Here is a 26,780-nt window from a genome sequence, read left to right as displayed (position 1 = left end):
TCAGCCGGTGAGCCCCGCCGGCGCGACGGGGGAGTGACCTATGGCCAGCACGACACACATCGTTGTTCTTGGAGGTGGACCAGCAGCCCACCGGTTCACCGAAGCAATGACACAGCGCGCACCGCACGGCGTGACGCTCACGGTGGTGACCGAAGAACCGCATCACCCCTATGACCGGGTTGCCCTGACCAAAGCGCTCCTGGCCCCCGACGCCGACCTCACACTCGCTGACCACGTGTGGGACCACCCCACCGTCACGTTACGGACCGGGGTGCGGGCAGAATCAATCGATGTGAACCACCGCCAGGTGGTCCTCTCCGATGGTTCCGTCTGTCAGTATGACGAACTGGTGCTCGCCACCGGATCCAACGCGGCAACCCTCCCCATCCCCGGAGCTGAGCATTCATTGGTGTACCGCACCCTTGACGACGTGTGGACGATCCACCGTGACATCACTCGATTCCGAGATGAGGGCATCACCCCACGAGTCGTGACAATCGGTGGTGGGCTCCTCGGGTTGGAAGCCGCCGCCGGGGCCCGGACACTGGGAGCACAAGCACACGTGATTGATGGTGGTCGCTGGCTCATGTCCAACCAACTCGATGAAGGGGCTGGCCAAGCCTTAGGGCGCCTTATCGCAGAAAATGACATCACCGTGCACTCAGGGGTCTACCCCCAAGCGGTGACCACCACAACACACGCCACTGGTACACACCACGTCACCGGCATCGACATGGCAGACGGATCACACATCCCCGCCGACATCGTCATCACCGCGATCGGGATTCGCCCCCGCGACGAACTCGCCCGCCACACGAACCACACCACAGCACACGAGGTGTTCGCATTAGGTGAACGCGGCGGTATCGTCGTTGACGCCACCTGCCACACCACCGCCCCCCACGTGTGGGCCATCGGTGAAGTCGCCTGCGTCGACGGGCGCTGTGTCGGACTTGTTGCCCCCGCCAACGCCATGGCAGAAATCGTCGCCGACCAACTCGCAGGCGGCACCGCCACCTTCGACGGATTCGACACCGCCACCAAACTCAAACTCTCCGGCGTCGACGTGGCAAGCTTCGGAGACGCTTTCGCCACCACCCCCGGTGCGCTCGAAGTCGTCTACGCTGACCCAGCCCGCGGTGTTTACCAAAAAATTGTTGTCTCCGGGGACGCCACCACCCTCCTCGGGGGAGTCTTCGTCGGTGACGCAGAACCCTACACCGTCCTGCGCCCACTCCTCGGCCGTGAACTGCCCGCCGAACCAGGCGCCTACCTCACCGCAGCCAGCAGCGCAGACCTCCCCGACACCGAACTACCAGACGATGCCATCCTCTGCTCCTGCAACAACGTCACCGCAGGCACAATCCGAGATGCCATCGGCGGATGCGGAACCTGCGCCGGACAGGACCCCGTCCGCGAACTCACCCCCCTCAAAGCCTGCACCAAAGCAGGAACCCAATGCGGTTCCTGCGTCCCCATGCTGAAAAAACTGCTTGAAAAAGAACTCACTAAAGCAGGCATCGACGTGTCCACCGCCATGTGTGAACACATTGCCATGTCCCGCGCCCAACTCTTCGAAGCCGTCCGCCTCAGCGACACCCGCACCTGGAACGACGTCATGGACCGCTTCGGCACCGGCACCGGATGCGACATCTGCAAACCAGCGATCGCGTCCATCCTCGCCACCATCACCCACACTCACCCACTCGACGGCGGACTCGGCGGATTCCAAGACACCAACGACCGGGCCCTAGCAAACATGCAAAAAGACGGCACCTACTCCGTTGTCCCGCGTGTCCCCGGCGGAGAAATCACCCCTGAGAAACTCGCCGTCATCGCCGCCGTCGCCCGCAAATACAACCTCTACACCAAACTCACCGGAGGGCTGCGCATCGACATGTTCGGAGCCCGCCTCGACCAACTCCCCGACATTTGGCGCGAACTCGTCAACGCAGGATTCGAATCAGGGCACGCCTACGGAAAATCCCTGCGCAACGTCAAAACCTGTGTCGGATCCACCTGGTGCCGCTACGGAATGCTCGACTCAGTGGCCATGGGGATCTCCCTCGAACTACGCTACCGAGGGCTACGCGCCCCCCACAAACTCAAAATGGGTGTCTCCGGATGCGCACGCGAATGCGCAGAAGCCCGAGGAAAAGATGTCGGAGTCATCGCCACAGCCAACGGATGGAACCTCTACGTCGGCGGTAACGGTGGAGCCACCCCAGCCCACGCCCAACTCCTCGCCAAAGAAATCGACGACACCACCCTCATCCGCTACATCGACCGCTTCCTCATGTACTACATTCGCACCGCCGACCGACTCCAGCGCACCGCCCGATGGCTCGAAGACCTCGACGGTGGGATCGACCGAGTCAAAGACGTCGTCGTCAACGACTGCCTCGAACTCGGCGAAGAACTCGAAACAGCAATGAACGACCACGTCGCCGCCTACGAAGACGAATGGGCCGCAGTCCTCAACGACCCCGACCGGCTCCGCCGCTTCACCTCCTTCGTCAACACCACCACCCCCGACCCAACACTGACCTACGACACCGAACGAGGCCAACGCAGACCCGCATCGCCCATCCCACTCGGTGCCACCATCCCCACCGGTGCACCCACCACCCAACCAGAGGAGACCACCCCATGACCGGACACGTCACCCTCATCGGCGGAGGACCAGGCCCCAGCGATCTCATCACCCTGCGTGCAGCACGCGCACTGAACACCGCAGACGTCGTCTGCTACGACCGACTCGGACCAACCAACGACCTCCCCGACCTTGCCCCCCAGGCAGAGCTCATCGACGTCGGGAAACTCCCCGGTCACCACCGCGTCCCCCAAGACGCCATCAACAACCTCCTCATCACCAAAGCACGCACCGGACTCCATGTCGCCCGACTCAAAGGCGGAGACCCCTTCGTCTTCGGACGTGGCGGCGAAGAAATCAACGCCCTCACCCACGCCGGAATACCCGTCAGCATCATCCCAGGTATCACATCAGCAATAGCTGTCCCACAATCCGTAGGAATCCCCGTCACCCACCGAGGAATCAGTCACGCCTTCACCGTACTCTCCGGACACAACCCACCCGACAACGACCAACTCCACCACCTCGCCCACCTCAACACCACCCTCATCATCCTCATGGGCATGTCCACCCTCGCCACCACAGTCACCGGGCTCCTCGCTCACGGCATGGCCCCCACCACCCCTACCGCGATCATCGAACGCGGATTCCACACCTCCCAACGCACCACCCGCGCCCCACTCGATACACTCATAGAACAAGCCCACCTCAGACGATGCACCTCACCCGCCACCATCGTCATCGGAGACGTCGTCACCGCACTCACCGACTGGGTCACCACCATCGACCCGCCACTGCTCGCCCCACTGACACCACCAACACCCGCACGAGGAGTCGCGTGACCAGCACACCACTGGCCGGATACCGCATCGCCGTCACCTCCGACCGGCGCTCAGCAGACCTCATCGACGCCTTCGAACGGCGCGGCGCCCACGTCATCCACGCACCACTGCTGAAAATCGCACCCAAAGAACACGACGAAGAACTCATCAACGAAACCCGCCGCATCATCAATCAGGCACCAGACATCCTCATCGTCACCACCGCCTACGGATTTCGCCGATGGATCGAAACCGCCGACGCCGCCGGACTCGGTGACGAGCTCGAACGCGTCCTCAACGCCACCCGCATCTACGTGCGCGGCCCCAAAGCGCGCGGAGCCGTGCGCGCCCTCGGATTCGACGACTGCGGCGTCTCACCCGATGAACGCCTCATCACTCTCGCCACCCAACTGGCCGAACACCCCCTCACCGGCACCCGCATCGCCGTCCAACTCCACGGACACGACGACCTCACAGCCCTCGCCCGACTCACCCTCGCCGGAGCTGACGTCACCACAGTCACCCCCTACCGGTGGACACCAGCCACCGACACCGGCGACAAACGCGAACAACTCCTCACCGCGCTCCTCAACGGTTCCATTGACGTCCTCACCTTCACCGCGGCCCCCGTCGTCGACGCATTCTTCTCCTACGTCGCCGAACAATCCTGCACCTCCCACATCCTCCACCAACTACGCACCGTCACCACAGTGGCCACCGTCGGCCCCGTGACCGCAGCCCCACTGATCGCCCACGGCATCACCCCCCTCATCCCCGACCGATTCCGCATGGGCGCCATGATCAAACTCATCGTCGACCACATGACCACCGACGCCCGCACCACCATCCCCACACCCCACGGGCACCTCACCCTCCAAGGCAACCGCCTCACACTGACCACCACAGACAACACCACATGTGTGACCCTCACTGACTCCCAACGCGTGGTCATGCGTGCCCTCACCCACACCCCAGGGAACGTGGTCACCCGAGCACACCTCGGCACTCTCCTCGGCGTTGGGCACACCGACCACGCCCTCGACGTTGCGATCTCACGCCTGCGCACCGCCCTCCCGGACTCACGGCTCATCTCCACCGTCATCAAACGCGGCTACCGACTCAACGTGTCCCACTAGCGACCCCACACGTATACTGTCCGGGCCGTGATGTGTTCCCTTCGTGAAGACACCACGGGAATCTCGTTGACCTTGTCAAAGACGCCCAAGGTCATGTTCTACGGTGGGGGATGTGCAAGCGTTGCGAACAAGCCGGTGGTTTCATACCGCAGCCGTCATCATCGCCGCACTCCTCATGGCAGGAGTGTGGTTCCTGTGGCGAATCTTCGTCGCCACAGCCCCAGGGCAACAACTAGAACAAGTCGCCTTTGACGGGGCCGACTACGGGCGCACACACCTGTGGGTTTTTGGGCAACCCCTTCTCGAAGCTGTGTCCGCCGTGTACGTCGTGGTGGCGCTCGCTGTCACCGTCATCATTACTTTGTTTCGGCGCCGGTGGAGTTTGGCGGTGCAAGTCATTGTGCTCATTGGTGGCGCAAATGTGTCGACACAGGTCATCAAGCACCTTCTCTTAGATCGACCAGATTTTGGGATTCCTTGGAACTACGGCAATTCACTTCCATCTGGGCATACAACGGTGGCTGCGTCAGCGTCGATGGCTCTCCTCATTGCGGTGCCGCGCCGATTCCGCCCTATTGTTGCGCTTCTTGGTGCGGTGTACACCGCAACGATGGGGGTCTCCACGCTCGTAGGGAACTGGCATCGGGCAAGTGACGTTGTTGCTGGTGTGCTCGTCGCTGGTGCATGGTGTGCGTTGGTATCTGCCTTTCCTGGTCGCACAGCTCGTGACCAACACGAGGTGCACTCTGCCCCATGGACGATAGCCGCAGTGGCCATGCTCGCGGTTGCTGCCGTGGCGTTCGGGGCGGTGACAGTGTGGTTGTATGGGGATGCTGCCGCCGCGATTTGGGCGGGGGACACCGCCACAGACCAACTTGAACGTCGAGCGTATGTTGGTAGTGTGGCAGGCGTTGTCACGGTCAGTTCTCTTGTTTTCGCTTTACTTCTGGTATTACGCCAAACAACGATGCGCGCTCTGAAACCCGTGACTGCGCCAGTTCGCTGACATGGAGTGACGGTTGCCTCGCCATGCGCAGCCGTGAAGGCACTATATATTTGGCAAAGAGATGTCCCACGCCTACGGGCGGAGCACGCGAGTGGAAGCAGGATCGTACATGTCCCAAGGACGAAAACTCGTCATCGTGGAGTCACCAGCGAAGGCGCGCACTATTTCCGCCTATCTGGGTGCTGATTTTGATGTTGAAGCGAGTGTGGGGCATATTCGCGACCTGCCACAGCCTAGTGAACTTCCTGCTGAGATGAAGAAGTCGGGGTATGGCAAGTTCGCTGTTGATGTGGACAATGGGTTCGCCCCTTATTACGAGGTGTATCCGGATAAAAAGAAGAAAGTCACGGAACTGCGCCGGCTGCTCAAAGATGCGGATGAACTGTATCTTGCTACCGATGAGGACCGGGAAGGTGAAGCGATTGCGTGGCACCTTCTTGAGGCGTTGAAACCGAAGGTGCCGGTCAAACGTATGGTGTTTCACGAAATCACCCGGGAGGCAATCCAGCGTGCGTTGACAACGACCCGTGACCTTGATGAGCGGCTTGTCGATGCGCAAGAAACACGCCGTATTTTGGACCGGTTGTACGGGTATGAAGTATCTCCGGTGTTGTGGCGTAAAGTTCGGCAAGGGTTGTCCGCCGGGCGCGTACAGTCGGTGGCTACTCGCCTGGTCGTGGAGCGGGAACGCGAGCGGATGGCGTTTGTACCTGCGAGCTATTGGGATGTGACTGCGCAGTTCGAAGCGACCCAAGGGCAAGACGCAGGAGGTACCTTCCAGGCTCGGCTGACCCATGTGGATGGGACACGGGTCGCCACCGGCCGTGACTTCACTGACCGCGGTGAACTCAAGGCGCGTGACGTGGTGCACCTGACGGAAGATGCTGCCACGACGTTGGCTCAGTCGCTGACTGACGCTCCAGCGACCGTTGCGTCACTGGACACGAAACCCTATACCCGCCGCCCAGCGGCTCCCTTCACCACGTCAACGTTGCAGCAGGAAGCGTCGCGAAAACTGCGAATGTCCTCAAAAACAGCGATGCGGGTGGCACAAACGCTGTACGAAAACGGGTATATCACCTACATGCGTACCGACTCGCCGGCGTTATCAGCTCAAGCGATCAGTGCTGCGCGAAGCCAAGCAGCAGACTTGTACGGTACTGAGTTTGTGCCCGAAAAACCACGCCACTATGCGTCAAAGTCTAAAGGTGCTCAGGAAGCGCACGAAGCGATCCGCCCTGCGGGGGACACGTTCCGCACGCCAGCCCAGGTGGCCAATGTGTTGAGTGGAGACCAGTTCCGGCTCTATGAACTCATTTGGAAGCGCACGGTGGCCTCCCAGATGGCTGATGCGCGTGGTTCGACTGCGTCTGTGCGTATTGATGTGCCGGGGCAGGTTGATGGACAAACAACCACCGCCACATTTTCCGCATCGGGTACGGTCATCACCTTCCGTGGGTTCCTTGCAGCCTACGAGGAAGGTCGCGATGTTGACCGTTATGATGACGGGTCGCAATCTGATGGGCGTCTTCCTCACATGGTGGAAGGTGACCCGTTGGCGTCACGTGACGTTTCTGCTGACGGTCACACGACAACCCCACCACCGCGGTTTACCGAAGCGTCCTTGGTGAAAGCACTGGAAGAACGGGGTATTGGACGCCCCTCGACCTACGCATCGACTATTTCCACCATCCAGGACCGTGGCTATGTGAACAATCGAGGGCAGGCGCTTGTCCCCTCGTGGTTGGCATTCTCTGTGATCCGACTACTGGAAGAGCACTTCAGTCAACTCATTGACTATGACTTTACGGCCCAAATGGAATCGGACCTCGATGAGATCGCTGCTGGTCAGGGAGACCGGGTCAATTGGCTTACGCAGTTCTATTTTGGGGGAGCCGGAGGCGACAAGGCTGGCTTGAAGGAACTGGTGGAAGGGCTCGGGGACATTGATGCCCGAGAGATCAACACCGTGTCACTGGGTGAGGGCATTGTTCTTCGGGTGGGGCGTTATGGGCCGTATATCGAGCACTTGACGGCAGACACCGCGGAAGGTGAGAACCCGCCGCGTGCGTCCGTCCCAGACGACATTGCACCAGATGAACTGACACTTGACGTTGCTCGCGACTTGTTGGAAAACCAGAAAGACGGCGACATTGAACTTGGGTCAGACCCAGTTAGTGGGCACATGATTGTCGCGAAGTCTGGACGGTTTGGCCCCTACGTCACCGAGATCATCCCAGAACCGGAACTCGATGAGTCGATGTCCGCTGCGGCAAAGAAAAAAGCGAAGGCCGCGCTACCCAAGCCGCGCACGGCATCACTGTTCAAATCTCATTCGCTGACAACGATCACACTGGATGAGGCGCTCCAACTGTTGTCGTTGCCGCGTGTGGTTGGTGTGGACCCGGACACCGGAACAGAGATCACGGCGAACAATGGTCGCTACGGCCCCTATCTCAAGAAGGGAACAGACTCACGGACGATCACGTCCGAGGAGCAACTGCTCACGATCACGCTTGATGAAGCACTAGAGATCTACAAGCAACCCAAGCGAGGACGTGGGGCAACAGCGTCCGCGCCGTTGCGCGAGTTGGGCGTGGACCCGACCAGTGAGAAGCCCATTGTCATTAAAGATGGCCGGTTTGGTCCTTACGTCACCGACGGAAAAACAAACCGTACTCTGCCCAAAGATGCCACCGTTGAGTCCGTGACCTTTGAGCAAGCCGTCGAACTTCTCGCGGAAAAGCGCGCGAAAGCGCCAGTCAAGCGGGCGACCCGCACGACCGCGAAGAAAAGCACCGCGACCAAGAAAACCACAACAACTGCCGCAAAAAAGACGCCAGCCAAGAAAACGACAGCGACAAAGAAGACTCAATCCTGAGACACAGGGAAGTGACACCGGTAGAGTCGGAACATGAGACACATCACGATCCCCTCTGCTCTGACCACCGGCGTTGCACCCCGCCCCCAAGACGCCCCCGCCATTCGATGGGGCATCCTGGGTGCAGGTTGGATTTCTGAGTCGTTCGCGCAAGCAGTCACCGAACGGACAGCATCAACGATCGCTGCCGTTGCGTCACGCGACAGTGCAAAAGCTCAGACATTTATTGACTCCCACCTTCCCAAGGATTCCCCAGCCACCGCGTATGGGAGTTACGAGGAGTTGGTGGGCGACGAGTCGTTAGATGCGATCTACATTGGTACCCCCCACTCCCACCACCGTGACCATGCGTTGCTTGCGATTCGCGCTGGAAAACACGTCCTAGTGGAAAAAGCCTTTACCCGTAACGCAGCAGAGGCACGTGAGGTGTTTGATGCTGCGAAAGAAGCGGGAGTGTTTGTTCTTGAGGCCATGTGGACACGGTTCTTGCCCCACATCGCTCAGGTCCGTCACATTCTTGAATCCCGAGTGCTCGGGGACATCATTGTGGTGTCTGCTGATCACGGACAAGCATTCACCGTTGGGCCGGAACACCGTCTCCTTAACCCTGACCTTGCTGGAGGGGCGCTGCTTGACCTGGGTGTATACCCGATTGCGTTTGCGCACGACCTCTTAGGTCACCCAGAGGCAATAACGGCTCGCGGTGTTCTTACGGACACGGGCGTTGATGGGCAAGTGTCCATGATCTTTGATTACCCTGGGCGCACGCAGGCACTCCTGCACACAACACAGTGGGGGCAGACGCCCACAGTGGCGTCCATTGTGGGAACTAAGGGGCGCATCGATATTGCTGAGGCGTTTTACCGCCCGACCTCGTTTGTTCACACCACCTATGGGGTGTCAACTGCCACCTACGAACAAGACGATGTGCTCGGGCTGGAATTTGAGGCTGCTGAGGTCGCGCGATGCGTCAGCGAAGGGCGTACCGCGAGCGACCGGATGCCGTGGCAGTCCTCCATTGAGGTGATGGAGATTATGGATGAGGTGCGGGCACAGATTGGTGTGCGTTACCCCAACGAGTAACTCTTGACATGACAAAGCCTCCGGTATGCGAGACAGCGCGCACCGGAGGCTTTGTCGCGTGTGAGCTTGGCCCTGTGCGCCCTACAAGGCAGCGCTAAACACAACCCCCTCCTCGGTACTCACCACCTGGATGGCCTCAAGGGACGGCAACAGGACGTCCGCGGTGAGGTCAGCGAGCGCGTGAGTGCCGGGGAGTCCCACTGTGACACACCCTGCAGCGCGGCCTGCAGCCAGACCGGAGGGCGCATCTTCAAACACAACACACCGGGTTGGGTCCACCCCAAGGAGGTGGGCGGCGCGCAGGTAGGGGTCGGGATGGGGTTTCCCGTGGGTGACATCATCCGCAGTGACGAGGGTGTCCATGGCGATTCCGGTGACTTCAAGACGTCGCAGGGCAAGGTCTCGAGTGGACGAGGTAACGATCGCCCGGCGTTGTGTGGGGAGCGCTGCTAGCGCCTGGTGTGCTCCTGGGAGCAGTGTGATGCCGGTGGTGTCGTTCATTTCGAGGTCGACGATGCGGTGAAATCCCTCGTCGTGTAGGTGCGCGGGGAGGAGGGTTTCGACGATTGTTCGTGCGGGTGTGCCGTGGAATTGGTGGTAGTGCTCGGCGGGGTATCCGTAGTGTTCCATCCATTGTCCCCAGCAGCGTTCGGTGACGTGAATAGAAGAGATGAGCGTTCCGTCCATGTCCCAAAGGACGGCGTCAAAGTGGCGGTTGAGGAGGGGGGTGAGTGAAGAAGCAGAAGAAGTATCCACGAGTATGACCTTACGATGCGGCGCCACCCCTGGCCCAACCGATAGGGTTGGGGTGTGCACGAGAACCCTCAACCCCACGCTGGTCTCTTTCTCACCTTTGAGGGGGGAGATGGCAGTGGGAAGACGACGCAGGCGCGTTTGGCCGCGCAATGGCTTTCTGATACCTACGCTCATGATGCCCTGTTGACCAGGGAGCCTGGGGGGACTGAGTTGGGTCAGCATATTCGCCAGTTGTTGCTTCATGGTGATGACATGGGTCCGCGTGCGGAGGCGTTGTTGTACGCCGCTGATCGGTCTCACCATGTGCATACGGTGATCCGTCCTGCGTTGTCACTGGGTCGTACTGTGGTGTGTGACCGGTACTTTGATTCGTCGATCGCGTACCAGGGTGGGGGCAGGACACTGACCCCGAAGACCATTCGTGATTTGTCGTTGTGGGCGGTTGATGGGCTGATCCCTGATCTGACTGTGTTGATTGATGTTCCCGCGCGGGTAGGGGCTGCTCGGCGTGAAGGGGAACCTGACCGGTTGGAGCGGGCGGGTGACGATTTTCATGACACGACGCACGCGACGTATCGCCATTTGGCGGAGCAAGAACCCGAGCGGTGGGTCATTGTTGACGGGATCGGGACCATCGATGAGGTGGCAGGCCGTGTTCGTGCCGCTTTAGTTGACCGGCTTGGGGCGCGTGTGACCACCCGTGCACAGGGGCGCTCATGAGTGTGTGGGAAGAACTTGTTGGGCAACCCTATGCGGTCAATACTCTCACTCAGGCGATCACTCACCCTGAGTCCATGACACACGCATGGTTGATCACTGGGCCACCCGGATCGGGCCGTTCCGTTGCGGCCCGCGCTTTCGCGGCTGCCCTTCAATGCCTCAACGGTGGGTGCGGGCACTGCGCATCGTGCACGACGGTCCTCAAGGGACAACATCCTGATGTCACTGTTGTCGCGACCGACAAAGTCACCATCGCCATCGATGACGTGCGCGGTCTCATCAGCGAAGCAACTCGCAGCCCTTCTCAAGGACGCTGGCGCATCATCATTATCGAAGACGCTGATCGCATGATGGAACGCACCACAAATGTCCTGCTCAAAGCCATTGAAGAACCCCCACCACGGACCATCTGGTTGTTGTGCGCACCCAGCCCCCAGGACGTCATGGTGACCATCCGCTCACGGTGCCGAAACCTTGCGCTGCGCATCCCACCCATCGACGATGTGGCCCAACTCCTCATCACACGTGACGGAATTGACCCAGCCACCGCCCACGCGAGCGCGGCCGCCGCCCAATCACACATCGGCATGGCACGACGCTACGCAACCCACCCTGAGACTCGGCAACGCCGCACCCACGTCCTTGCTCTGACCGCTCGTATCAGCACTGTCGCCGATGCCATCTACGCTGCCGCTGAACTCCTCGACACCGCCCAACACGACGCCCAACAAGCCACCGCAGAACGCGACGCCCAAGAAAAAGAAGAACTCCTGCGCACCCTGGGCGCAAGCGAAGCCAGAACCCTGCCACCGGCACTACGCAGTCACATCAAAACCCTCGAAGACGACCAAAAACGCCGCGCAACCCGCCACCAACGCGACGTCCTCGACCGGTGCATGACTGACATCATTTCCCTGTACCGCGATATCCTCCTCACCCAAACCGGGGCTACCGCCACCCCCATCAATACAGACCTCACCACCACCATCGACGACATCGCTCACCGCACCACCCCCGAACACACCCTCACTGCAATCGACGCCATTCAACGCGCTCGCCGCCGCCTCGCCGCGAACGTCGCCCCCCTCCTTGTCCTTGAAGCCATGTTTCTTGACATCCGCACACCCACCACGCACGCCAGGAGAACCGCATGACCGCCCCCCGACGACGGCCCACCCCCTTCACCGCCTTTGCCGCCACCGCCCTTGCTGTGACCATTGCGCTCGCAGGGTGTGCTCAAGAGGAACCGGACAAAACGCCGACTGGGACGACGACGTCTTCTGACGTTGCTGGCCCTATCCCTGAGGGGTTTGACACCTATTACACGCAGGACGTCAGCTGGGAGTCGTGTGGAGGGGGAACCTATGAGTGCGCGGAGGTGAGTGCCCCCATGGATTGGGACGACCCTGATTCGGAGTCCATCTCTCTCGCGCTTCAGTTGTATAGGGCGCGTGGCGATGCGCAAGGAACCGTGATCCTTAACCCGGGAGGTCCCGGTGGGTCGGGTATTGAGCTTGTCGGGTACGCCCCCATGATTTTTGGCAGCAAACTTCTCGATAATTACAACCTGTTGGGGTTTGACCCTCGTGGTGTCGGTCAGTCCAGTGCGGTGGCGTGCTATGACACCACCGAGATGGACCGTTACCTTGCGTTGACGATCACGAACGTGACTGACAAAACGTTGCCCGTGTACCAGGAAGAAGCAGACCGGTTCGCTGAAGCGTGCAAAGACAACACTGGTGATCTTCTTGGTCATGTGGACACCATCAACTCTGCACGCGACATGGACCTGCTGCGGGCGCTGATGGGAGACGAGAAACTCCATTATTTTGGGTACTCCTACGGCACCCAACTGGGGGCGACCTATGCTGGATTGTTCCCCGAGAACGTGGGACGTATGGCGCTCGACGGGGCCATTGACCCGCGGTTGACTCCGTTTGAGCAAAGTTTGGAACAAGCCCAAGGGTTTGAACATGTCATGCGCCGGTACGTGGAAGACTGCCTGTCCACCCCGGACTCCTGCCCTCTGAGCGGTGACGTGGATGATGCGATGGGCGAGATCGCTGACCTTCTTGAATCCCTGACAGCGAACCCCATGCAAACCGACGACCCAGAAGGGCGCGTCCTCACCCGGTCACTGGCGTTCTACGGTCTCGCCTACCCCATGTACGCGCCCATTATTTGGCCAGATCTCTCCAGTGCCCTGAACTTGGCGCTCCATTCCCGTGATGGCTCTGAACTACTTGACCTGTCAGACGCCTACTTCGGGCGTGAAGGCGGGCAATACACTGACAACCAAACGGAAGCGTTCACCGCCATTAACTGCCTTGACTCACGAAGCGCCTCAGACCTTGCCACCATGGAGAAAGAAGCGCAACAGATCATCGCAGCAGCACCTGTGATGGGAGAGTCCTTCACCTACGGTGGGATCGGGTGCGCGAACTGGCCTTACGATGCGGTCACACCTGACTATGACACCAGCGCCCCCGGGGCGGCCCCCATTCTCGTCATCGGAACTACGCATGACCCGGCTACCCCATACAAGTGGTCTGAGGGTCTTGCTGACACACTGGAGTCTGGTGTGCTCATCACCAACGAAGGCGACGGTCACGGGGCCTACGGGCAATCCAACAGCTGCATCCTCAATACGGTGGATGACTACTTCGTTGACGGAACAGTGCCTGACACTGACCCAATGTGTTCGTGATCACTGACACGAGTTTTGCGCTGAACCGGTATGCGTCGGTAAAGTGAGGGAGGTTCTTCGCTCGCATCAGTGATTCGCTCCGGGTGTGAGAGAAGCCGGCCGCCTTAGCTCAGTCGGTAGAGCGTTTCACTCGTAATGAAAAGGTCACGAGTTCGATTCTCGTAGGCGGCTCCACCGCAAAGCCCCTGGAATCTCGCCGATTCCGGGGGTTTTTGCTTATCCTCGCATCGCCCGATTTCCTGGCCGTTGGTAGCCATCATTGTAGCCATTCTCATTTTTAGCGTTACTGCTGGTACAGGCCATTTCGAGAGTTGACTCGGAAAAACTTGCCCTGAACTCGGGTGTCAAGGTGTGTGGGTTGATTGTGTGGTGTCAGGGTTTTTGGGTTGACTTTGTTTTCACCCGCCCATCCTACACAAGCGGGGTTGCGTACCCAACTCAGCTTGCGTATAGTAGAGGTATCAGCAAGGGACACCACAAGCGAAAGGCAAGACGATGATCCAGCACCGCACCGGCGACTACTACGGAGACGGCACACAAAACCTCATCTGGGAAGTCATCGAAGACGGCCAGGTCATCGCAGAACTTTACGTCGCAGCAGCAAACGGCCTCATCATGAACATCTCAGTCAACGAAGACCGTCAAGGCGAAGGCCACGCACGCGCACTCTACGAAGCAGCCACCGCCACCCACACCATCTACCACGTACCAGCATGGGGATGCACCGAAGACGGCCTCGCATTCGCCGAAGCGATGGGCGGCGAGACCATGGACGAAGAAGAAGCAGCAGCTTTCCTCGGAGTGGACCTCAGCATCTTCGACGCAGCCTGACCCACACCACCACCCCGCACTTGAAAGGCAAAGACCATGGACACCTACACCACCATCACCGAAGCAATCGAAGCCCTAATCGTCACCCCACTTGAGGACTCCGGTGAGGACACGGCGTTCTTCGACGGCGATGCAATCGCCGACCAAACCATCGAGGGTTTCACCACTGACAACGGCGAATACCTTTTCCGCGCATCGGTTGACACCGACCGCTTCTGGGAAATCGTCATGGCCCACGCCTACGAAATCATCACCTACACCGCAGGACAAGCGTCCACTTCTTCGGACCACCCAGAAGCCAAAGCCTACGTGGAAGCCTTCAACACCGGGACCGGTGAAGACTACCTGGAACAAGTCGGGGCGCGCGTCGAAGAAATCAGCACCGACGACGGCGCGGCAGTCTACGAACGCTTCATCCCCGCGAACAACCTCACAGCCGCGCACGCACAAGTCCTCCAAGCCGAGGAAGCCCTCACCAAGGCGCGGGTCGCACGTGACAAACTGATCTGCGCACTGGAAGCGTCAGGGCAGTCAATGTACTCGATCAGTAAAGACCTCACCGGGGTCTTTGGGGACAAGGGCATGAGCCAGCAAGCGATTCAGCAGATCGTCCGCAAGGGCAAGGCCAGCGAATAGGCCCCGTAAACGCGAATAGCGCCCCCACCGGTTATGGTGGGGGCGCTTGTTTATTCGTCGTAATCATCCCAGCGGCGTGGACGATACTTCTCGTGGTCGGGTTCGCTTCCCCCGCACCACATGGCACACCGGTCAGCAGCCGCCTGAGACGGGAAAGGCGTCAGGCACTCTGGGCACTCAAAAGACGTTGGCATTTTGCCACCCCCTCCCACTGCCACCAACTAGCATCCCGAGCATCCCGGGCGGTGACCACACACCGTACTGGTCGAGCATGTACTCGCTTGACCTTTCCGCCTCAAGAGCAGGGCACCCAAAGAGTGTCCTGCCCTCGAATTCTTGGGTGTAGAAGTGGTGGTAGTGCGCCATGAACCACAGTTTCGTGGTGCCGAGTTCTTCTGTGCGGCCAAGGATTTGCCGCTCAATCGCCGCCCTCATGCGCGCTTCCACGGTCGCACCCCTGCCCTTTTCCTTGTATCCGTGGGAGAAATAGCACTCCACACCACCCAAAGTGAGGGTGATGCCGGGGTGCGTTTCCCCGATAGTCCACTCAATTTCGTGGCCTAGCTCATGGAAAAGCCGTTGCGTCATGCGGGCGATGTGGGTACTAGCGTTGTCGTTGCTGCTGGTCACGGGGTCTTTCGAGCCGTTCCTGGTCCATTCGCCGTGGTTGGATATCACAGACGATGCGGATACAGGCAGACCAGTCGCGAGAAGTTGCTTGATCGTCCACACGCGCATATCGAAGTCCAATTCCAGCTGCTGGGACTGATTCAGCTCGATCGTGTGGGGCTGATTCGTGTAGTTGTTGCAGGCCCCTTCCGTCTCATCGCCCATGAAAGCGACATGCACCCGCGCAGGCTTCAAAGCACGTATCTGCCTGACGTGCGACGATATGCCGCGCCGCCAGTTTTCCACAGCCTCCTGCGTGCCCTTTTTCCCGAGCTGCGGATCAGCGACCAGCACCAAATACGTGTGGTCCTGCTCCACATGACTCACCGGGTCCGGCTCCCAGTCCGTCAGGTCGTCACGCCACCTTTGTAGGACTTCGGGGCGGATCATCTCGTGGCGAATCTTCCGGAAGCGCGCCGAGTATGACGAAAGCCACCCCTTGTCGCCTGTTGGGTGCTCCCGCATCGACATTCGCACCGTGTCATCCACGACCTCAAAAGCATCAGGATCAAGGCCAAAATGGCGGATTAGCGCACCCCAATCCCCATCAAGGGCGCCCTCCACGGGCACGTCAGTGACATCCGCACCCGTGGAATCCACCTCAATGTGCGCCCGTGACTTCGCTGTTTTCTCCGCTAGCCGGTCAGAAAGTGCCACAAGAGCATTCCTCTCTACGGTGCCGCCCGACCGTGATAGCGGTTACCCGATGACCTTCTTCGATGAGCGCACGACTAATTGACGCGTGCGTCATGTCCGAGTCCAAAGCCTCCGCCAAAGCGTCGACGTCATCGGCGGGCAAGGTGTGCAGCAGTCGCCCGACCTGGCAGCGTGGGCCACCCACGGGCGCTTTTTGCGCTTTGAGCGCGTCAGAGAGTCCCATCACCCTGGCCTTCCGCTTCGGGGAGTCCACCTAGGATGCCTTGGAGGAAGGCGATTAGGGTGGCACCGGCTGCGATGCTGACCGCGCCGAGGTAGTCGAGTTCGGTGATCGCACCCGCACCCAAAGCTGGGATCAGTACTTGCAGGAAAGTGCGCACAGCCCGCACAGCCGCAGGCCGCAGCAGGTTCTCAATCTTCTCCATGATGGCTTCTCCTAGTTCCAAAGGTTTTCGTTCAAGGTCTTTTGCAGGGCTTTCACGGTGCGTGGGCCAAGGATGCCGTCGACTTTCAGCGGCCCAGCGGTGAGGCGTACGGCTTTCCGTGCAGCCCAAACGTTGATGAGCTTCTGCACGGCCTTCACCGTTCGCGCGCCCATTACCCCGTCAACTTTCAGCGGCCCGGACGACAATTTGAAACCGCCCTTACCGTCTTTCCCGTTGATGCGGGTTTGCAGGCGACGGATCGACCGTGCACCGAAAATCCCATCCGTGACCAGGCCACCCAGTTGGGTTTGCCATTCCTTATAGGTGCGTGGCCCAACCCGCCCATCCACCACCAGCTTCACGGCGCGTTTAGGTTTGCGGGTGTCCTTGTGAGAGTCATAAACCCAATGCCACGGCTCATTCACCGACGCACCCTCGCTGTTGGTCCACCCGTACGCGGGTGCGTTCGCGGACATCCATTTGTACTCACGGGACGTGAAAGAGGTGTTGATCCCGGACGCGAAATCAACCGCCAAACCCAGCCCGTGATTTGATGTGCCGGGAACCGCTGCTGCAGCACCACGCATCCGCACCCACCGGCCACCATTCCACCAGCGGACATCGCCGTACGGTCCACGCCCAATGCTCATGCGGTCATACCGCTCCTGGAAGATTTTCTTCTGCAGCGCGTACGTCCTATACCCATCCGTTGCCCGCAGCGGTTTACCGAAATGCGCTTCAAAAGCTTTGGCAAGCCGGTTTGCGGAGTTCGCGGCCCCGGCCTGCAGCCGCACCCCGATTACCGCTGACTTCAGTGACGCCGCAGCTATGCGACCATTCACAATTCCCATCATGTACTCCTGTTTTTTGGTATGAAAAAAGCACCCACTGTGGGGTGCTTGGGTTTTCCGGTGGTTAGCGGGTGATTACTGGTCCGATGATTGACCAGGCGAATCCTCCTGCTGCTAGGGCGACGGCCCACACGCTCCACCAGGGTGCGCGGCGGGAGTTCACGTCTGTGCGCAGGTCACCGATTTCGCGGCCGAGGGTGTTGATGCGTGTGTCGACGTGCTGGTTCCGCTGCCCCCACTCGCCACGGGTCACGGAATTCTCCGAGGATTTACGGACTTCCTCACGTAGAGATTGCATATCAGCTCTTAAATCATCCAATCGCGCCACCACCACCGCTAAAGTCGCTTCAGTCTCAGGCATGGCCATCACCCGACCATGTAGATAATCGTGAAGGAAGGATTATTTCGCGAGGCCCCAGTTTGGTGGGTGACGCCGATCGCGCCGCTTGTGGTGACGAAAGACGCCCCAGGGTAGCCTCCCCCGAAGATGGCCGCACCACGGGCGTTCCCACGAGATGGGATAAGTTCGCTGGGCATTTGCCCAAGGTTGGTGCTTCCCGTGGAGAAAGTGCCAGTAATTTCGCCCTGCACCTGCACGAGATTCCCGTATTTCCGGTATCCTAATGACCCGGTGAATCCTGTGATTGAGATGTCTACCCAGGCGCTAGATTCGTACAATCGCACCCATTGGCCGTTGTGTCGCAGCCACTTGACTTCAGTTGTCCCAGACCCGGTGAAGCACTCCATGCCATCAACGGGCGCGGACCCTCCGACTAGGGTGGCGTCCCTGGCCGCGACGGACGCGAAACGCATGTTGGTGAGTTTTACCACGTCATCCGCTAAATTCTTTACCCCTGCCGGCCCGTCCGGTTCGTCACCACCAGCCGGATACCTCAGTCCTTGGATAGGTTCAGCTGCCATCATTAACCACCTTCACGTCGGGGTATGTTTTTGATATTGCGATTGCCTTCTCATCCGTGAGGAGGATCGTGGACGTTTTTTCACGTTCCCACCCGTACTCTTCACAGATAAGGTCAAGTAACACTTTTGAGGGTTTGACCTGCTCGTTTGTCATCCTGCGGCCTCCTGAATGGCGTAGCCTACGGTGATCACGGGGGAGACGTATACGGTCCCGTAGGCTGATGGTGGTGGGGATAGGCCGACGCCTTTCGCGGACCCGGTGATGAGCGAGTTCAACCACATTTCGGGCAGGGCGAAGCGTTGGGTGACGTTGCCGTTGAGGGACACGTCGATTTCCCCTGGTATCCACGACGCGGGCACACCAGACGGCAGAGTCTCATTCGCGTGCATGTGCAGGACAGCGTCGGTTTGCATCGCGTCCGGGCCGATCCCCACGGACACGTCAAAGGTCGATGATAGAATCTCAGCGCCTGACGGGATCTCACTGAAATCGAATCGCCACAAAGCGTTGTACTGGTAGATGGATGCGTTTCCGCCGCCGAGGTCTTCTATACCTACACGCTGATTCGGCTCGCTGTACCAGTCCCACGTCTCCGTGCCCGGGTGATAAACGCCTTGCCAGTACCGGGTGGGGAGTAACCGCGCTGTTTCATACCGTTTCGTGTACGACCGCTGGTCCTTCGAGTTCCCGCCGAGGACCCACCAACCATTCCCCACCTGCAACAACACAACATAATCATTGATTATGGGCGTATAAGTGTTAATCCATCTTACACCGGTTAAGGGTCCATTGTCACCACCAATATCAACATGCAGATTCGCCGCGTCATAATCAATATCGGTGATTGTGCCCAGGCGTGAAAGGGTTTGGCTTTGCCTCCCGAAAATCGTGGTAATTGAATCCTGGAGCGTCATCCCTAAACTGTTTTTGGTGCTCATGCCCATTCTCCTAGGTCTTCCCATTCGGCTTCTTTAAAGGTTTCTCGCACGTCACGGGTCGCCATAGTGAAATCCCCGCCAGCCAATAGCGGAAGCGTGTATGAGTCCACAATGTGCTTCCGTGCGGACACACCAGCCGGCGCGTCATCCGGGACCACAATGATTGAATCTCCTGCCTCCAGGTGAGGGAGAGGGATTGATGACACTCGCATCGCCGCTGATAGGCCCACATATTTCGCCAGCAACGCTTTCCCCACAGTCTGCGCCTGCAGAATGGAGGTTATATTGGGGAAGGTGAAAAACTTGGTTATCTTCCCGTAATAACCGTCCAACCTGTCTCCGAATTGTGTGGGTGAGTTTTCGTCATCATCAGTGATTGTGCCCTGCACGGGGGAGAAGTCCCCGGCTGGTGATTCACCGCGCACGACGACGCGGTTGAAAACCCCATCGCGCGTGTAATCGGTGTCCGCACTGACGATGACACCGCCGTCGCCAGTGCGTAGAATCATGGCCGCTTCATCATCCAAAGTCGGTGCATCGCGGATAATGAAATCGCCGAACCCGTCACAGTGGACGACCGCGCCGATTGATGTGGCAAGGTTTTGGATAAGGTCTGCCCTTGACCCGTCATACTGCAGCGTGGGCACACGCTCATCCCTGACCGTGGTCCGGTTGTACACGCTCGCGGTCGGCAGGGTCTCCTGGATGAGCTGTGCGATAAGCGCGGTCGTGGACCCGGCCTCAAAAGTGCGAGGCTGAGGGAAATCATCGTCCACAATGTCTGCGCATCGGTCGACGCCGCGGATTGTCACCGCGCTGTCTAGGGTGGCTGAGTAGGGTACGGTGTCGACGCGGAAGGTCCCGACTGGCACCCATTCGGTGGTTTCGTCGTAGAAGACTAGTCCCCATTTCACCCTGATCTCATCCCCGGTCGTCAAAATGACCTGGTCGGTGCGCCCACTGGTGTAGGTGCTGGTGGGGATCTCGGGCGGCAGAGTGAGCGATAGGGACCGGCGTACGAAAGCGTTGGAGTCCACGGTGATATTGCCGTCAATAATCGGCAGCTCATTAATCACCGTGGCCCCCGCACGGATCAGGGACGCTTGCACCCTGACCCGGTGCGGGGTCGTGATTGCATGGAGGAAACCCTCACTGACTGGGTACACCATTAGTTCCCTCCTTGTAGCACGTCAAACCACGTGGCATTCGCCGTCTTGAGTTCGTCCCAGGTGGCGTATTTCGCACGGATTTGATTCCATGAAGCCCCAGCCACCCCTGCCGTATCCCCTGACGGGACACCTGTGGACACGAGGCTGAGTGACCATTTCCTGCCCTGCTTGATCGCCCCGTCACCGCGAAGCCCTTCGCTTACCGATTCGACGTAGTACCAGCCGGGTGGGAATGGTGCCCAGTCTGGTCCTTGTAGCAGGACGACCCGGTTTTTTTGCAGGAGCGCCCGCATTTGCGCAGAGTCCCCATCGGTCTTGGTCAAAGCGTTGAGGGTGAAGCGTGATGCGTTTACCCCGGACCATGCTGCGACGGCGATGCTTGACCCTGCTGCGATGTCGTATGAACCGCCTTGTGTACTGGAATCAATGTCGACGCTGTTTGTGGGGTCGACCATCACGGTTGCGTTGGGGTTCGCCGGGATCTTCACGAAAACCCCACACCACCCTGGGATCGACGTGTTCACGGTCCCGGTGAAAGCTCCCACGTACATGTCCCCTGAGTATCCGGCGACACGGTAGCGGACGTCCTGGTGAAGCGGCATTTCATGGTCCGTGAGCGCGACGAAACCGTTGATGACTTCACGCCTGCCGCCGCGTACGGGTACCCACCCGGTGCCGGGGTCACGATCAACCTCGATGCGGTCGATGGTGGGGGTTGTGCGGGTGCTGGTGGAAGCGTCGGGTGTCCCTGTCCATGCGTAGGCGACTCCCGGCCACTCCGGGTTCACGGTAGACCCGTGGAAAGGCATCAAATCGGGGTGCTCACCCTGGACGATGGTGAAGTCGTCGTACCTGATCGTTTGCCCCACCGTGCCGCCGCCCCCGACGCGCAGCGTGTGGCTTACGTCCTCCACGGTGAAGGTCAGCCGTAGAAGTTGCGCCTCCCCCACTGGCTCAGCCTGCGTCCGGTATGTCCCCGCGTTAAGGAGGACGTACAGCCCACGACTTACCCGGTCGCCCAGGACTATATCCTGAGAGCTGTCATACCCGTCTTGCGGCCTGCACCACACGGCGGCTGTGAAGGTTTTACCCACGTCACCACCCGCAGGGGTCCAGATGATAGCACCAGCCGCCGCCTGCTCTGCGAACCCCGTGCGGGTGATTCGTAGACTCTTCCCCCCGCTGTTCGCCCACGCACCGGATTGGATACAGTACCTTCCCGGCTGCTGGCCGATACCGGCAGGTGCAGGCGCTGAAAGAATCGACGCGCTATTATTTGCGGCCCCTACCGATGACGGCGTTAGGTCAGGATCGGGGGAATAGGAGAAGTCGAGGTAGGTTGTGTGCTGGTCGATGCTCGCGGCAGTCTGGTCAAGCACATCCCCGCCCTCCAGACCGTAGGCATAGCACATAAGGACGACTGGCGACCCACTGACAAGCGTCGGCAAAGTCAGCGTAAATGTCACCCAAGTCCACTCACCGGCAGGAACGGGAATATATGGCGAATACATTGGCGTTGGCATGCCCGCGCCTTCAAGACCTAGCCGCACAGTGCATGCGCGCGAGGTCCGCACTAACCGCCGAAGCGTCAGCGTTTCCCCTGATGAAACCAGTCCTGTGACTACTCCATACCATCCAGCCATGGACGCTGTAGCGACGAGGCGACGGAAAGTGTCCGGCAAACCGCCCGTTAGACCGGACCCGGTTTCCCACGTCGCAGTGCCATTGACCGTCGTCCACGGGATAGCGCTACCTGCGCTCACTGCGCGTGGGTTCGGGATACGGTTTCGCGCCACCTCGACCGTGGACCCCGCCGCCTCAAACGAGGGGTTCAAGGCAAGGTTCGTGAGGGTGCCCTGACACCACTCACGGCCATCCACGATCACCGTGGACGCCGCAAGCCGCTCATCAAAATCAATCTGCATCAGTAACCCCTCCCAGCCGCACTAAAAGCGGCGTTCATTTCCGTGCGGATCGTCGCTTTCATAGGCTTCCCATCAACCAGCATCGTCACGCCGACGCCATCCAAAGCACCCGCCAAAGACCCTTTATCAAGGGCGACGTTGACGTTGGTTTGTGCAGGGTAAGCAGCAGACAGGACAGGCAACCCGCGTCCAGAGTTAATCGACTCAAGCAAAGGCCCATACTGTGAAGCGGCCTTGGCGTTGACCACATACTCATCTGGCATCGCAGTGATAGGCACCGAATCGACGCCCTTAATGCCGCCAGTCACCCAGCCGCCAGACGCCATCTTCACCCCATACGCCTTACCCAAAATCCGGGCAATCTTGTCACCCCACTTCCCGATAGAAGCCTCAATCTTGCTCATCGACTTCTCCAGGGAATCCACACGGCCTTGAGCCTGCCCGACGCCGCCCGCGTAGAAAGTGCCATCGGCTGTACGGTAATTCCGGGTGGCCTGGTCGCCGATGAAACCGGACGCAGACGCAATCGAGGTGTAAACCCCGTTGAGTTCTTGGACCGATTTCTTACCCCCGGCCAACAGCTGATTAGCGACCTCAAGCCCCTCATCAGGACCCAAAGCCGCGATCTCCTGGAGCACCACGGATGACAGCCCAAAGTCCGCGAGCTTCTTAATCGACGCCCCAAACTTCTTCAGCTTGTCCGCATACGATTTACCGCCCGCAACCATCCCAGCAGCGGTAATACTCTTTCCCGCCACATTCCCGAGACCGTCCGACCACTGCGTGTAAGCGTCCGTCAGCTGGAAACCGCCCGACAGCGACGATTTCAGACCATCCGAAATCTGCTGCATCTCCTGCAAGTGATCCCGCGCCTTCTCAAGCGCGACCTCGACCCGCTCAGCAGTCGCATACAGCTTCCGGAAAGCCACCTCAGATGACTTAGCAGCCGACGACAGGCTCTTACGTGTGCCCTTCGTGAGAGCGGAATCCCCGGCAGCGTCACGCACCTGATCCACCAGCGAATAAGCCGACGACAAACCGCCCGACGCCTGCTCAGACAAACGCCCACGCCGCGCATCCAAAGCCAAATCGACCCGTGCGTCACGCAAATCAGCCAAAGCCGACCGTGCGTCCCGCAGCTGATCCTCCAGTTTCCTGGTCCGCTTGTCATTCCCAGACCGGCGAGAAGACCGCACCTGAGACACCAGACGCTTCACCCTGCGCTCCGCAGTACGCAAAGACGCAGACGACCGTAAACCACCAGCCGCGAAAGACTCAGCACCAAGCGCCTCAAACGCCCCCAAACGCTGACCGGCCTCACGCCAAATCGCCAACGCCCGACCACGCTTCGACCGCGCACCAGGAATAAAAGCCTCCCACTCAGTCTCACCCTCAGCCCAAGTCACCGGACCAAAACGTGAAACCTGCGTGACACCTGCACCAGAACCCGGACGGATCTGCGGCTCATCCAAAGCACCAGCAGCACGCTCACGCACACCACCATCCGCCATCGCCGCCTGCCCATACTGCTTAATAGCAACAGCAGCAGTAACCGTCTTCCCATTAATCGAATTAAGAGTGGAATTCAGCGCCTGGACCTGCGAAATCGCGCCACCAACATTCAAAACCTGAACCTGAGTCGTCACCGTCCCAGGCACCAACCCAAGCTCCCGAGACATAGAAGCAACCTGCTCCCTAGAAAAACCAGCCGCACGAGCCAAAGACTCAAAACGCTTACGGCCAGCCTCGATCTTCCCGTCCACAGCCTCCTGCGACGCACCCAAAGCACTCATCTGCTCAGCAGCACCCAAAGTCGCATCAGCCATACCAAGCAAAGCCTCCATATTCTGGCGGCCCTTCTCAGTACTCAAATCAGTCGCTTTACCATTCTCCTCAATCGTCGCCCGCGCCCGATCAGTAGCCTCCTCAAAACGAATCTCCGCGGAAATCCCATCAGCATTAGCCCGAGCCTTCGCCAAAACCGCCTCAGCAGCAGCATTAGCCGCATCAGCCTCAGCCTGCATCGCCTCAGCAGCAGCCACAGCAGCAGACGCAGCCCCACGAGTAGACGAATCAACCTCATCAGCCGCGATCTCGACCTCACCCAAAGCAATCGCCAAAAGTGAAGCATCATCAGTCGTGTACCCGGCCTCAGACGCCACGCCGATAAGAGCGTCCTTTAAAGCTGGTGACGCATTAATCAGCTTCTGGGCAGAGTCATCCGTGCCGCCCACCTGCTCGTTCAAGCCCTGGAAAGCAGCAATAGCATCAGCCGTCGCAGACGGCACCTGCGTGGCGAGCGTGTCCAAATACGCACGCAAATCCTGCTCTTGCTTCTGCAAATCCGTACGCGAGTCATACCCGAACAGATCAGTCAGCCCATTAATCCCACTTAGAAGGCCGCGCTGAGCGTCACCAAAAAGAGTGTTCTGGCTTATACGATCAAGAATCTCCTCCGCATCACGCAGCCCCTGAACATCAGATTCCCAGATCTTCCGCTCATCAAAATTCTTGAAAACCGTGTCCGCAGCGGACGCACCTTTAGCGACACGCTTAAGACCGTCCTCAATCTCCTGCAACCCCTGGGTAGCCTCACCACCGTCATACGCTTGACCAATAGCAAACGCAGTCAAAGCGGCACCAGCCACACCAGCAGCGATACCCACACGCTTCAACCCAGACGCAAGACGCGGCGCTTCCGCTGATAGCCGCTTCATTGCAAGGTAAGAGTCAGAGACGGACCCGGCCAGGCGTAACGCACCACCAGCAGCCAAAGCCGCCACCGAAGCCAACCCACCCAGCCCAGTGACTACCTGCTTCACCGGCTCCGGCAACTGAGCAAACCAGCCAGCCAAATCAGCGACGCCCTCCGCCGCTTGAGCCAAAACCGGCAGGACGTAAGACCCAAACTCGATCCCCGCGTCCTTCATGGCGTTCCAAGCCATCTCAGCCTTAGCCGCAGTCGTCTCATAACGCTTCGCAGCCTCATCAGACAAAGCAGTATTCTCCGCATAAGCGGTCGCACCAGTAGCCAAAGCCTCATTCACAAGACCCTGCGCACTCGACAAACGCAGCAGGGAGTCAGACTCACGAATACCGGTGATGCCAAGCTCAGACAAAACAGCGTTCGCTGACATACCCAAAGATTCCGTCTGCCCAAGCCCAGCGATGAAAGCAGACAAAGCCCCGGCAGCATCCTGGCCCCAAGCAGTCTTAAATTGCTCCGCCGACATGCCCGCTACCTGCGCGAACGTCCCCAAAAGCGCACCATTAGTCTCAACCTCAGACCCAATCCGCTTCATCGTCATCGACAGTGCCGTACCACCAGCCTCAGCCTCGATACCCACCGACGACATCGCGGTAGCAAAACCCAGCACATCGGACTCAGACAGGCCAGCCTGCTTCCCTGCACCGGCAAGACGCATACCAAGCTCAACAATTTCAGCCTCAGTAGTCGCAAAGTTATTACCCAAGCCGACCACGGATGACCCCAGGCGGTCCACGTCACTTTGCGAGGACCCCATGATATTCATAAACCGGGAAAGCTGTGTGGCGGCATCATTCGCAGAGAGGTTTGTGGTCTCCCCGAGATCAATCATTGTGCGGGTAAATCCCTGCACATTCTTCGTCTCCACACCAAGCTGCCCAGCAGCCTCCGCCACCGCCGCGATCTCAGTGTGAGAAGCAGGCAGGACCTTCGCTAAACCACGCAAACCTTTTTCCAGGGAAGCCATTTCTTCAGCTGTCCCATCAACGGTCTTCGTGACCCCGGCCCACGCAGATTCCCAATCCATCGCCAGCTTCGTCACCCCGGCCAGCGCAGCAGTCCCAGCAGCCCCCATCACAGCCAAAGAAGACCCAACCTGGTCAATGTCCGCACGGTTGGCCTGCCAAAACGCACTGGTCCGCTCCAAGGCACCCTTCTGAGATTTAGCTAGGTTGTCAGTGGCACGAGCAGCATCAGACATGCCCCGCTTGTATCCACCCACCTCGGCTTCGAGCCTTACTTTGATAGACCGATCAGCCATTGCTACCTCCCAAAGGGCATGCGAAA

At 59.4% G+C, this 26,780-nt stretch carries 22 protein-coding genes and 1 tRNA gene; 12 read left to right on the top strand and 11 right to left on the bottom strand.

Going from position 1 to position 26,780, the window contains the following annotated elements:
* Positions 1–40 precede the first annotated feature (40 nt).
* From nirB to JDEN_RS10995, 6 genes are all read left to right on the top strand, one after another.
* The gene (nirB, locus tag JDEN_RS11020; RefSeq protein ID WP_015772466.1) at positions 41–2,653 is read left to right on the top strand and encodes a nitrite reductase large subunit NirB; all 2,613 of its coding nucleotides are present in this window, start codon (positions 41–43) and stop codon (positions 2,651–2,653) included.
* Positions 2,650–3,435: a uroporphyrinogen-III C-methyltransferase gene (gene cobA, locus JDEN_RS14150; protein ID WP_015772465.1), complete on the top strand. Its 786-nt coding sequence runs from the start codon at positions 2,650–2,652 to the stop codon at positions 3,433–3,435. The genes nirB and cobA overlap by 4 nt, the downstream gene beginning before the upstream one ends.
* Positions 3,432–4,550, top strand: coding sequence for a uroporphyrinogen-III synthase (locus tag JDEN_RS11010; RefSeq protein WP_015772464.1), 1,119 nt, complete (start codon positions 3,432–3,434; stop codon positions 4,548–4,550). Before cobA ends, JDEN_RS11010 begins: the two co-directional genes overlap by 4 nt.
* Positions 4,551–4,653: 103 nt before the next feature.
* Positions 4,654–5,556 carry a phosphatase PAP2 family protein gene (locus tag JDEN_RS11005; RefSeq protein WP_015772463.1) on the top strand — a complete coding sequence of 301 codons (903 nt, stop codon included), beginning with the start codon at positions 4,654–4,656 and terminating at the stop codon, positions 5,554–5,556.
* Positions 5,557–5,665: 109 nt separating this feature from the next.
* Positions 5,666–8,437, top strand: a complete 2,772-nt coding sequence (gene topA, locus JDEN_RS11000; RefSeq protein WP_015772462.1) for a type I DNA topoisomerase — start codon at positions 5,666–5,668, stop codon at positions 8,435–8,437.
* A gap of 33 nt (positions 8,438–8,470) precedes the next feature.
* A complete protein-coding gene (locus JDEN_RS10995; protein ID WP_015772461.1) occupies positions 8,471–9,520 on the top strand; it encodes a Gfo/Idh/MocA family protein in 1,050 nt (349 codons plus the stop codon).
* An 81-nt stretch (positions 9,521–9,601) separates the two neighbouring features.
* On the opposite strand, the gene JDEN_RS10990 is transcribed toward JDEN_RS10995, so the two are convergent.
* Positions 9,602–10,276 carry an HAD family hydrolase gene (locus tag JDEN_RS10990; RefSeq protein ID WP_015772460.1) on the bottom strand — a complete coding sequence of 225 codons (675 nt, stop codon included), beginning with the start codon at positions 10,274–10,276 and terminating at the stop codon, positions 9,602–9,604.
* A 54-nt stretch (positions 10,277–10,330) separates the two neighbouring features.
* Between JDEN_RS10990 and tmk the strand changes: the two genes are divergently transcribed.
* The 6 genes from tmk (at position 10,331) to JDEN_RS10960 (ending at position 15,170) form a co-directional block, all read left to right on the top strand.
* Positions 10,331–10,996: a dTMP kinase gene (tmk, locus tag JDEN_RS10985; protein ID WP_015772459.1), complete on the top strand. Its 666-nt coding sequence runs from the start codon at positions 10,331–10,333 to the stop codon at positions 10,994–10,996.
* Complete coding sequence (locus tag JDEN_RS10980; protein ID WP_015772458.1) at positions 10,993–12,150, top strand: DNA polymerase III subunit delta'; 1,158 nt, start codon at positions 10,993–10,995, stop codon at positions 12,148–12,150. Before tmk ends, JDEN_RS10980 begins: the two co-directional genes overlap by 4 nt.
* Complete coding sequence (locus JDEN_RS10975; protein WP_015772457.1) at positions 12,147–13,703, top strand: alpha/beta hydrolase; 1,557 nt, start codon at positions 12,147–12,149, stop codon at positions 13,701–13,703. The genes JDEN_RS10980 and JDEN_RS10975 overlap by 4 nt, the downstream gene beginning before the upstream one ends.
* A gap of 98 nt (positions 13,704–13,801) precedes the next feature.
* Positions 13,802–13,877: transfer RNA gene (locus JDEN_RS10970), tRNA-Thr, on the top strand.
* 321 nt (positions 13,878–14,198) lie between these two features.
* On the top strand, positions 14,199–14,534 hold the full coding sequence (locus JDEN_RS10965) for a hypothetical protein (RefSeq protein ID WP_015772456.1): 336 nt from the start codon (positions 14,199–14,201) through the stop codon (positions 14,532–14,534).
* Between the two features lie 36 nt (positions 14,535–14,570).
* Complete coding sequence (locus JDEN_RS10960; RefSeq protein WP_015772455.1) at positions 14,571–15,170, top strand: hypothetical protein; 600 nt, start codon at positions 14,571–14,573, stop codon at positions 15,168–15,170.
* Positions 15,171–15,347: 177 nt separating this feature from the next.
* On the opposite strand, the gene JDEN_RS10955 is transcribed toward JDEN_RS10960, so the two are convergent.
* The 10 genes from JDEN_RS10955 to JDEN_RS13190 all read right to left on the bottom strand — a co-directional run bounded on the left by JDEN_RS10955 (position 15,348) and on the right by JDEN_RS13190 (position 26,754).
* Positions 15,348–16,496, bottom strand: coding sequence for a hypothetical protein (locus JDEN_RS10955; RefSeq protein ID WP_015772453.1), 1,149 nt, complete (start codon positions 16,494–16,496; stop codon positions 15,348–15,350).
* Between the two features lie 209 nt (positions 16,497–16,705).
* Positions 16,706–16,921 carry a holin gene (locus JDEN_RS10950; protein WP_015772451.1) on the bottom strand — a complete coding sequence of 72 codons (216 nt, stop codon included), beginning with the start codon at positions 16,919–16,921 and terminating at the stop codon, positions 16,706–16,708.
* Between the two features lie 11 nt (positions 16,922–16,932).
* A complete protein-coding gene (locus tag JDEN_RS13195) occupies positions 16,933–17,775 on the bottom strand; it encodes a D-alanyl-D-alanine carboxypeptidase family protein (protein WP_083775158.1) in 843 nt (280 codons plus the stop codon).
* Positions 17,776–17,836: 61 nt separating this feature from the next.
* Positions 17,837–18,133, bottom strand: a complete 297-nt coding sequence (locus JDEN_RS10940; RefSeq protein ID WP_143713294.1) for a hypothetical protein — start codon at positions 18,131–18,133, stop codon at positions 17,837–17,839.
* A gap of 5 nt (positions 18,134–18,138) precedes the next feature.
* Positions 18,139–18,693 (bottom strand): hypothetical protein, encoded by a 555-nt coding sequence (locus tag JDEN_RS10935; protein ID WP_015772448.1) that lies wholly within the window; start codon positions 18,691–18,693, stop codon positions 18,139–18,141.
* Positions 18,683–18,847 (bottom strand): hypothetical protein, encoded by a 165-nt coding sequence (locus JDEN_RS13900; protein WP_015772447.1) that lies wholly within the window; start codon positions 18,845–18,847, stop codon positions 18,683–18,685. The genes JDEN_RS10935 and JDEN_RS13900 overlap by 11 nt, the downstream gene beginning before the upstream one ends.
* Complete coding sequence (locus JDEN_RS10930; RefSeq protein WP_015772446.1) at positions 18,844–19,632, bottom strand: hypothetical protein; 789 nt, start codon at positions 19,630–19,632, stop codon at positions 18,844–18,846. The genes JDEN_RS13900 and JDEN_RS10930 overlap by 4 nt, the downstream gene beginning before the upstream one ends.
* On the bottom strand, positions 19,629–20,801 hold the full coding sequence (locus JDEN_RS10925) for a DUF5047 domain-containing protein (RefSeq protein ID WP_015772445.1): 1,173 nt from the start codon (positions 20,799–20,801) through the stop codon (positions 19,629–19,631). The genes JDEN_RS10930 and JDEN_RS10925 overlap by 4 nt, the downstream gene beginning before the upstream one ends.
* The gene (locus JDEN_RS10920) at positions 20,801–22,726 is read right to left on the bottom strand and encodes a hypothetical protein (protein ID WP_015772444.1); all 1,926 of its coding nucleotides are present in this window, start codon (positions 22,724–22,726) and stop codon (positions 20,801–20,803) included. The genes JDEN_RS10925 and JDEN_RS10920 overlap by 1 nt, the downstream gene beginning before the upstream one ends.
* Positions 22,726–26,754 (bottom strand): phage tail tape measure protein, encoded by a 4,029-nt coding sequence (locus tag JDEN_RS13190; RefSeq protein ID WP_015772443.1) that lies wholly within the window; start codon positions 26,752–26,754, stop codon positions 22,726–22,728. The genes JDEN_RS10920 and JDEN_RS13190 overlap by 1 nt, the downstream gene beginning before the upstream one ends.
* Between the last annotated feature and the right edge of the window lie 26 nt (positions 26,755–26,780).

Source organism: Jonesia denitrificans DSM 20603 (assembly GCF_000024065.1).
GTDB lineage: Bacteria > Actinomycetota > Actinomycetes > Actinomycetales > Cellulomonadaceae > Jonesia > Jonesia denitrificans.
This window is presented reverse-complemented; position numbering and strand designations above follow the sequence as displayed.

Bases quoted from the DNA above. Each gene is read 5' to 3' on its own strand.
- nirB (WP_015772466.1), top strand. From the start codon at position 41: ATGGCCAGCACGACACACATCGTTGTTCTTGGAGGTGGACCAGCAGCC.
- cobA (WP_015772465.1), top strand. From the start codon at position 2,650: ATGACCGGACACGTCACCCTCATCGGCGGAGGACCAGGCCCCAGCGAT.
- topA (WP_015772462.1), top strand. From the start codon at position 5,666: ATGTCCCAAGGACGAAAACTCGTCATCGTGGAGTCACCAGCGAAGGCG.
- JDEN_RS10995 (WP_015772461.1), top strand. From the start codon at position 8,471: ATGAGACACATCACGATCCCCTCTGCTCTGACCACCGGCGTTGCACCC.
- JDEN_RS10980 (WP_015772458.1), top strand. From the start codon at position 10,993: ATGAGTGTGTGGGAAGAACTTGTTGGGCAACCCTATGCGGTCAATACT.
- JDEN_RS10975 (WP_015772457.1), top strand. From the start codon at position 12,147: ATGACCGCCCCCCGACGACGGCCCACCCCCTTCACCGCCTTTGCCGCC.
- JDEN_RS10965 (WP_015772456.1), top strand. From the start codon at position 14,199: ATGATCCAGCACCGCACCGGCGACTACTACGGAGACGGCACACAAAAC.
- JDEN_RS10960 (WP_015772455.1), top strand. From the start codon at position 14,571: ATGGACACCTACACCACCATCACCGAAGCAATCGAAGCCCTAATCGTC.
- JDEN_RS10950 (WP_015772451.1), bottom strand. From the start codon at position 16,921: ATGGAGAAGATTGAGAACCTGCTGCGGCCTGCGGCTGTGCGGGCTGTG.
- JDEN_RS13195 (WP_083775158.1), bottom strand. From the start codon at position 17,775: ATGATGGGAATTGTGAATGGTCGCATAGCTGCGGCGTCACTGAAGTCA.
- JDEN_RS10940 (WP_143713294.1), bottom strand. From the start codon at position 18,133: ATGCCTGAGACTGAAGCGACTTTAGCGGTGGTGGTGGCGCGATTGGAT.
- JDEN_RS10935 (WP_015772448.1), bottom strand. From the start codon at position 18,693: ATGGCAGCTGAACCTATCCAAGGACTGAGGTATCCGGCTGGTGGTGAC.
- JDEN_RS13900 (WP_015772447.1), bottom strand. From the start codon at position 18,847: ATGACAAACGAGCAGGTCAAACCCTCAAAAGTGTTACTTGACCTTATC.
- JDEN_RS10930 (WP_015772446.1), bottom strand. From the start codon at position 19,632: ATGAGCACCAAAAACAGTTTAGGGATGACGCTCCAGGATTCAATTACC.
- JDEN_RS10925 (WP_015772445.1), bottom strand. From the start codon at position 20,801: ATGGTGTACCCAGTCAGTGAGGGTTTCCTCCATGCAATCACGACCCCG.
- JDEN_RS10920 (WP_015772444.1), bottom strand. From the start codon at position 22,726: ATGCAGATTGATTTTGATGAGCGGCTTGCGGCGTCCACGGTGATCGTG.
- JDEN_RS13190 (WP_015772443.1), bottom strand. From the start codon at position 26,754: ATGGCTGATCGGTCTATCAAAGTAAGGCTCGAAGCCGAGGTGGGTGGA.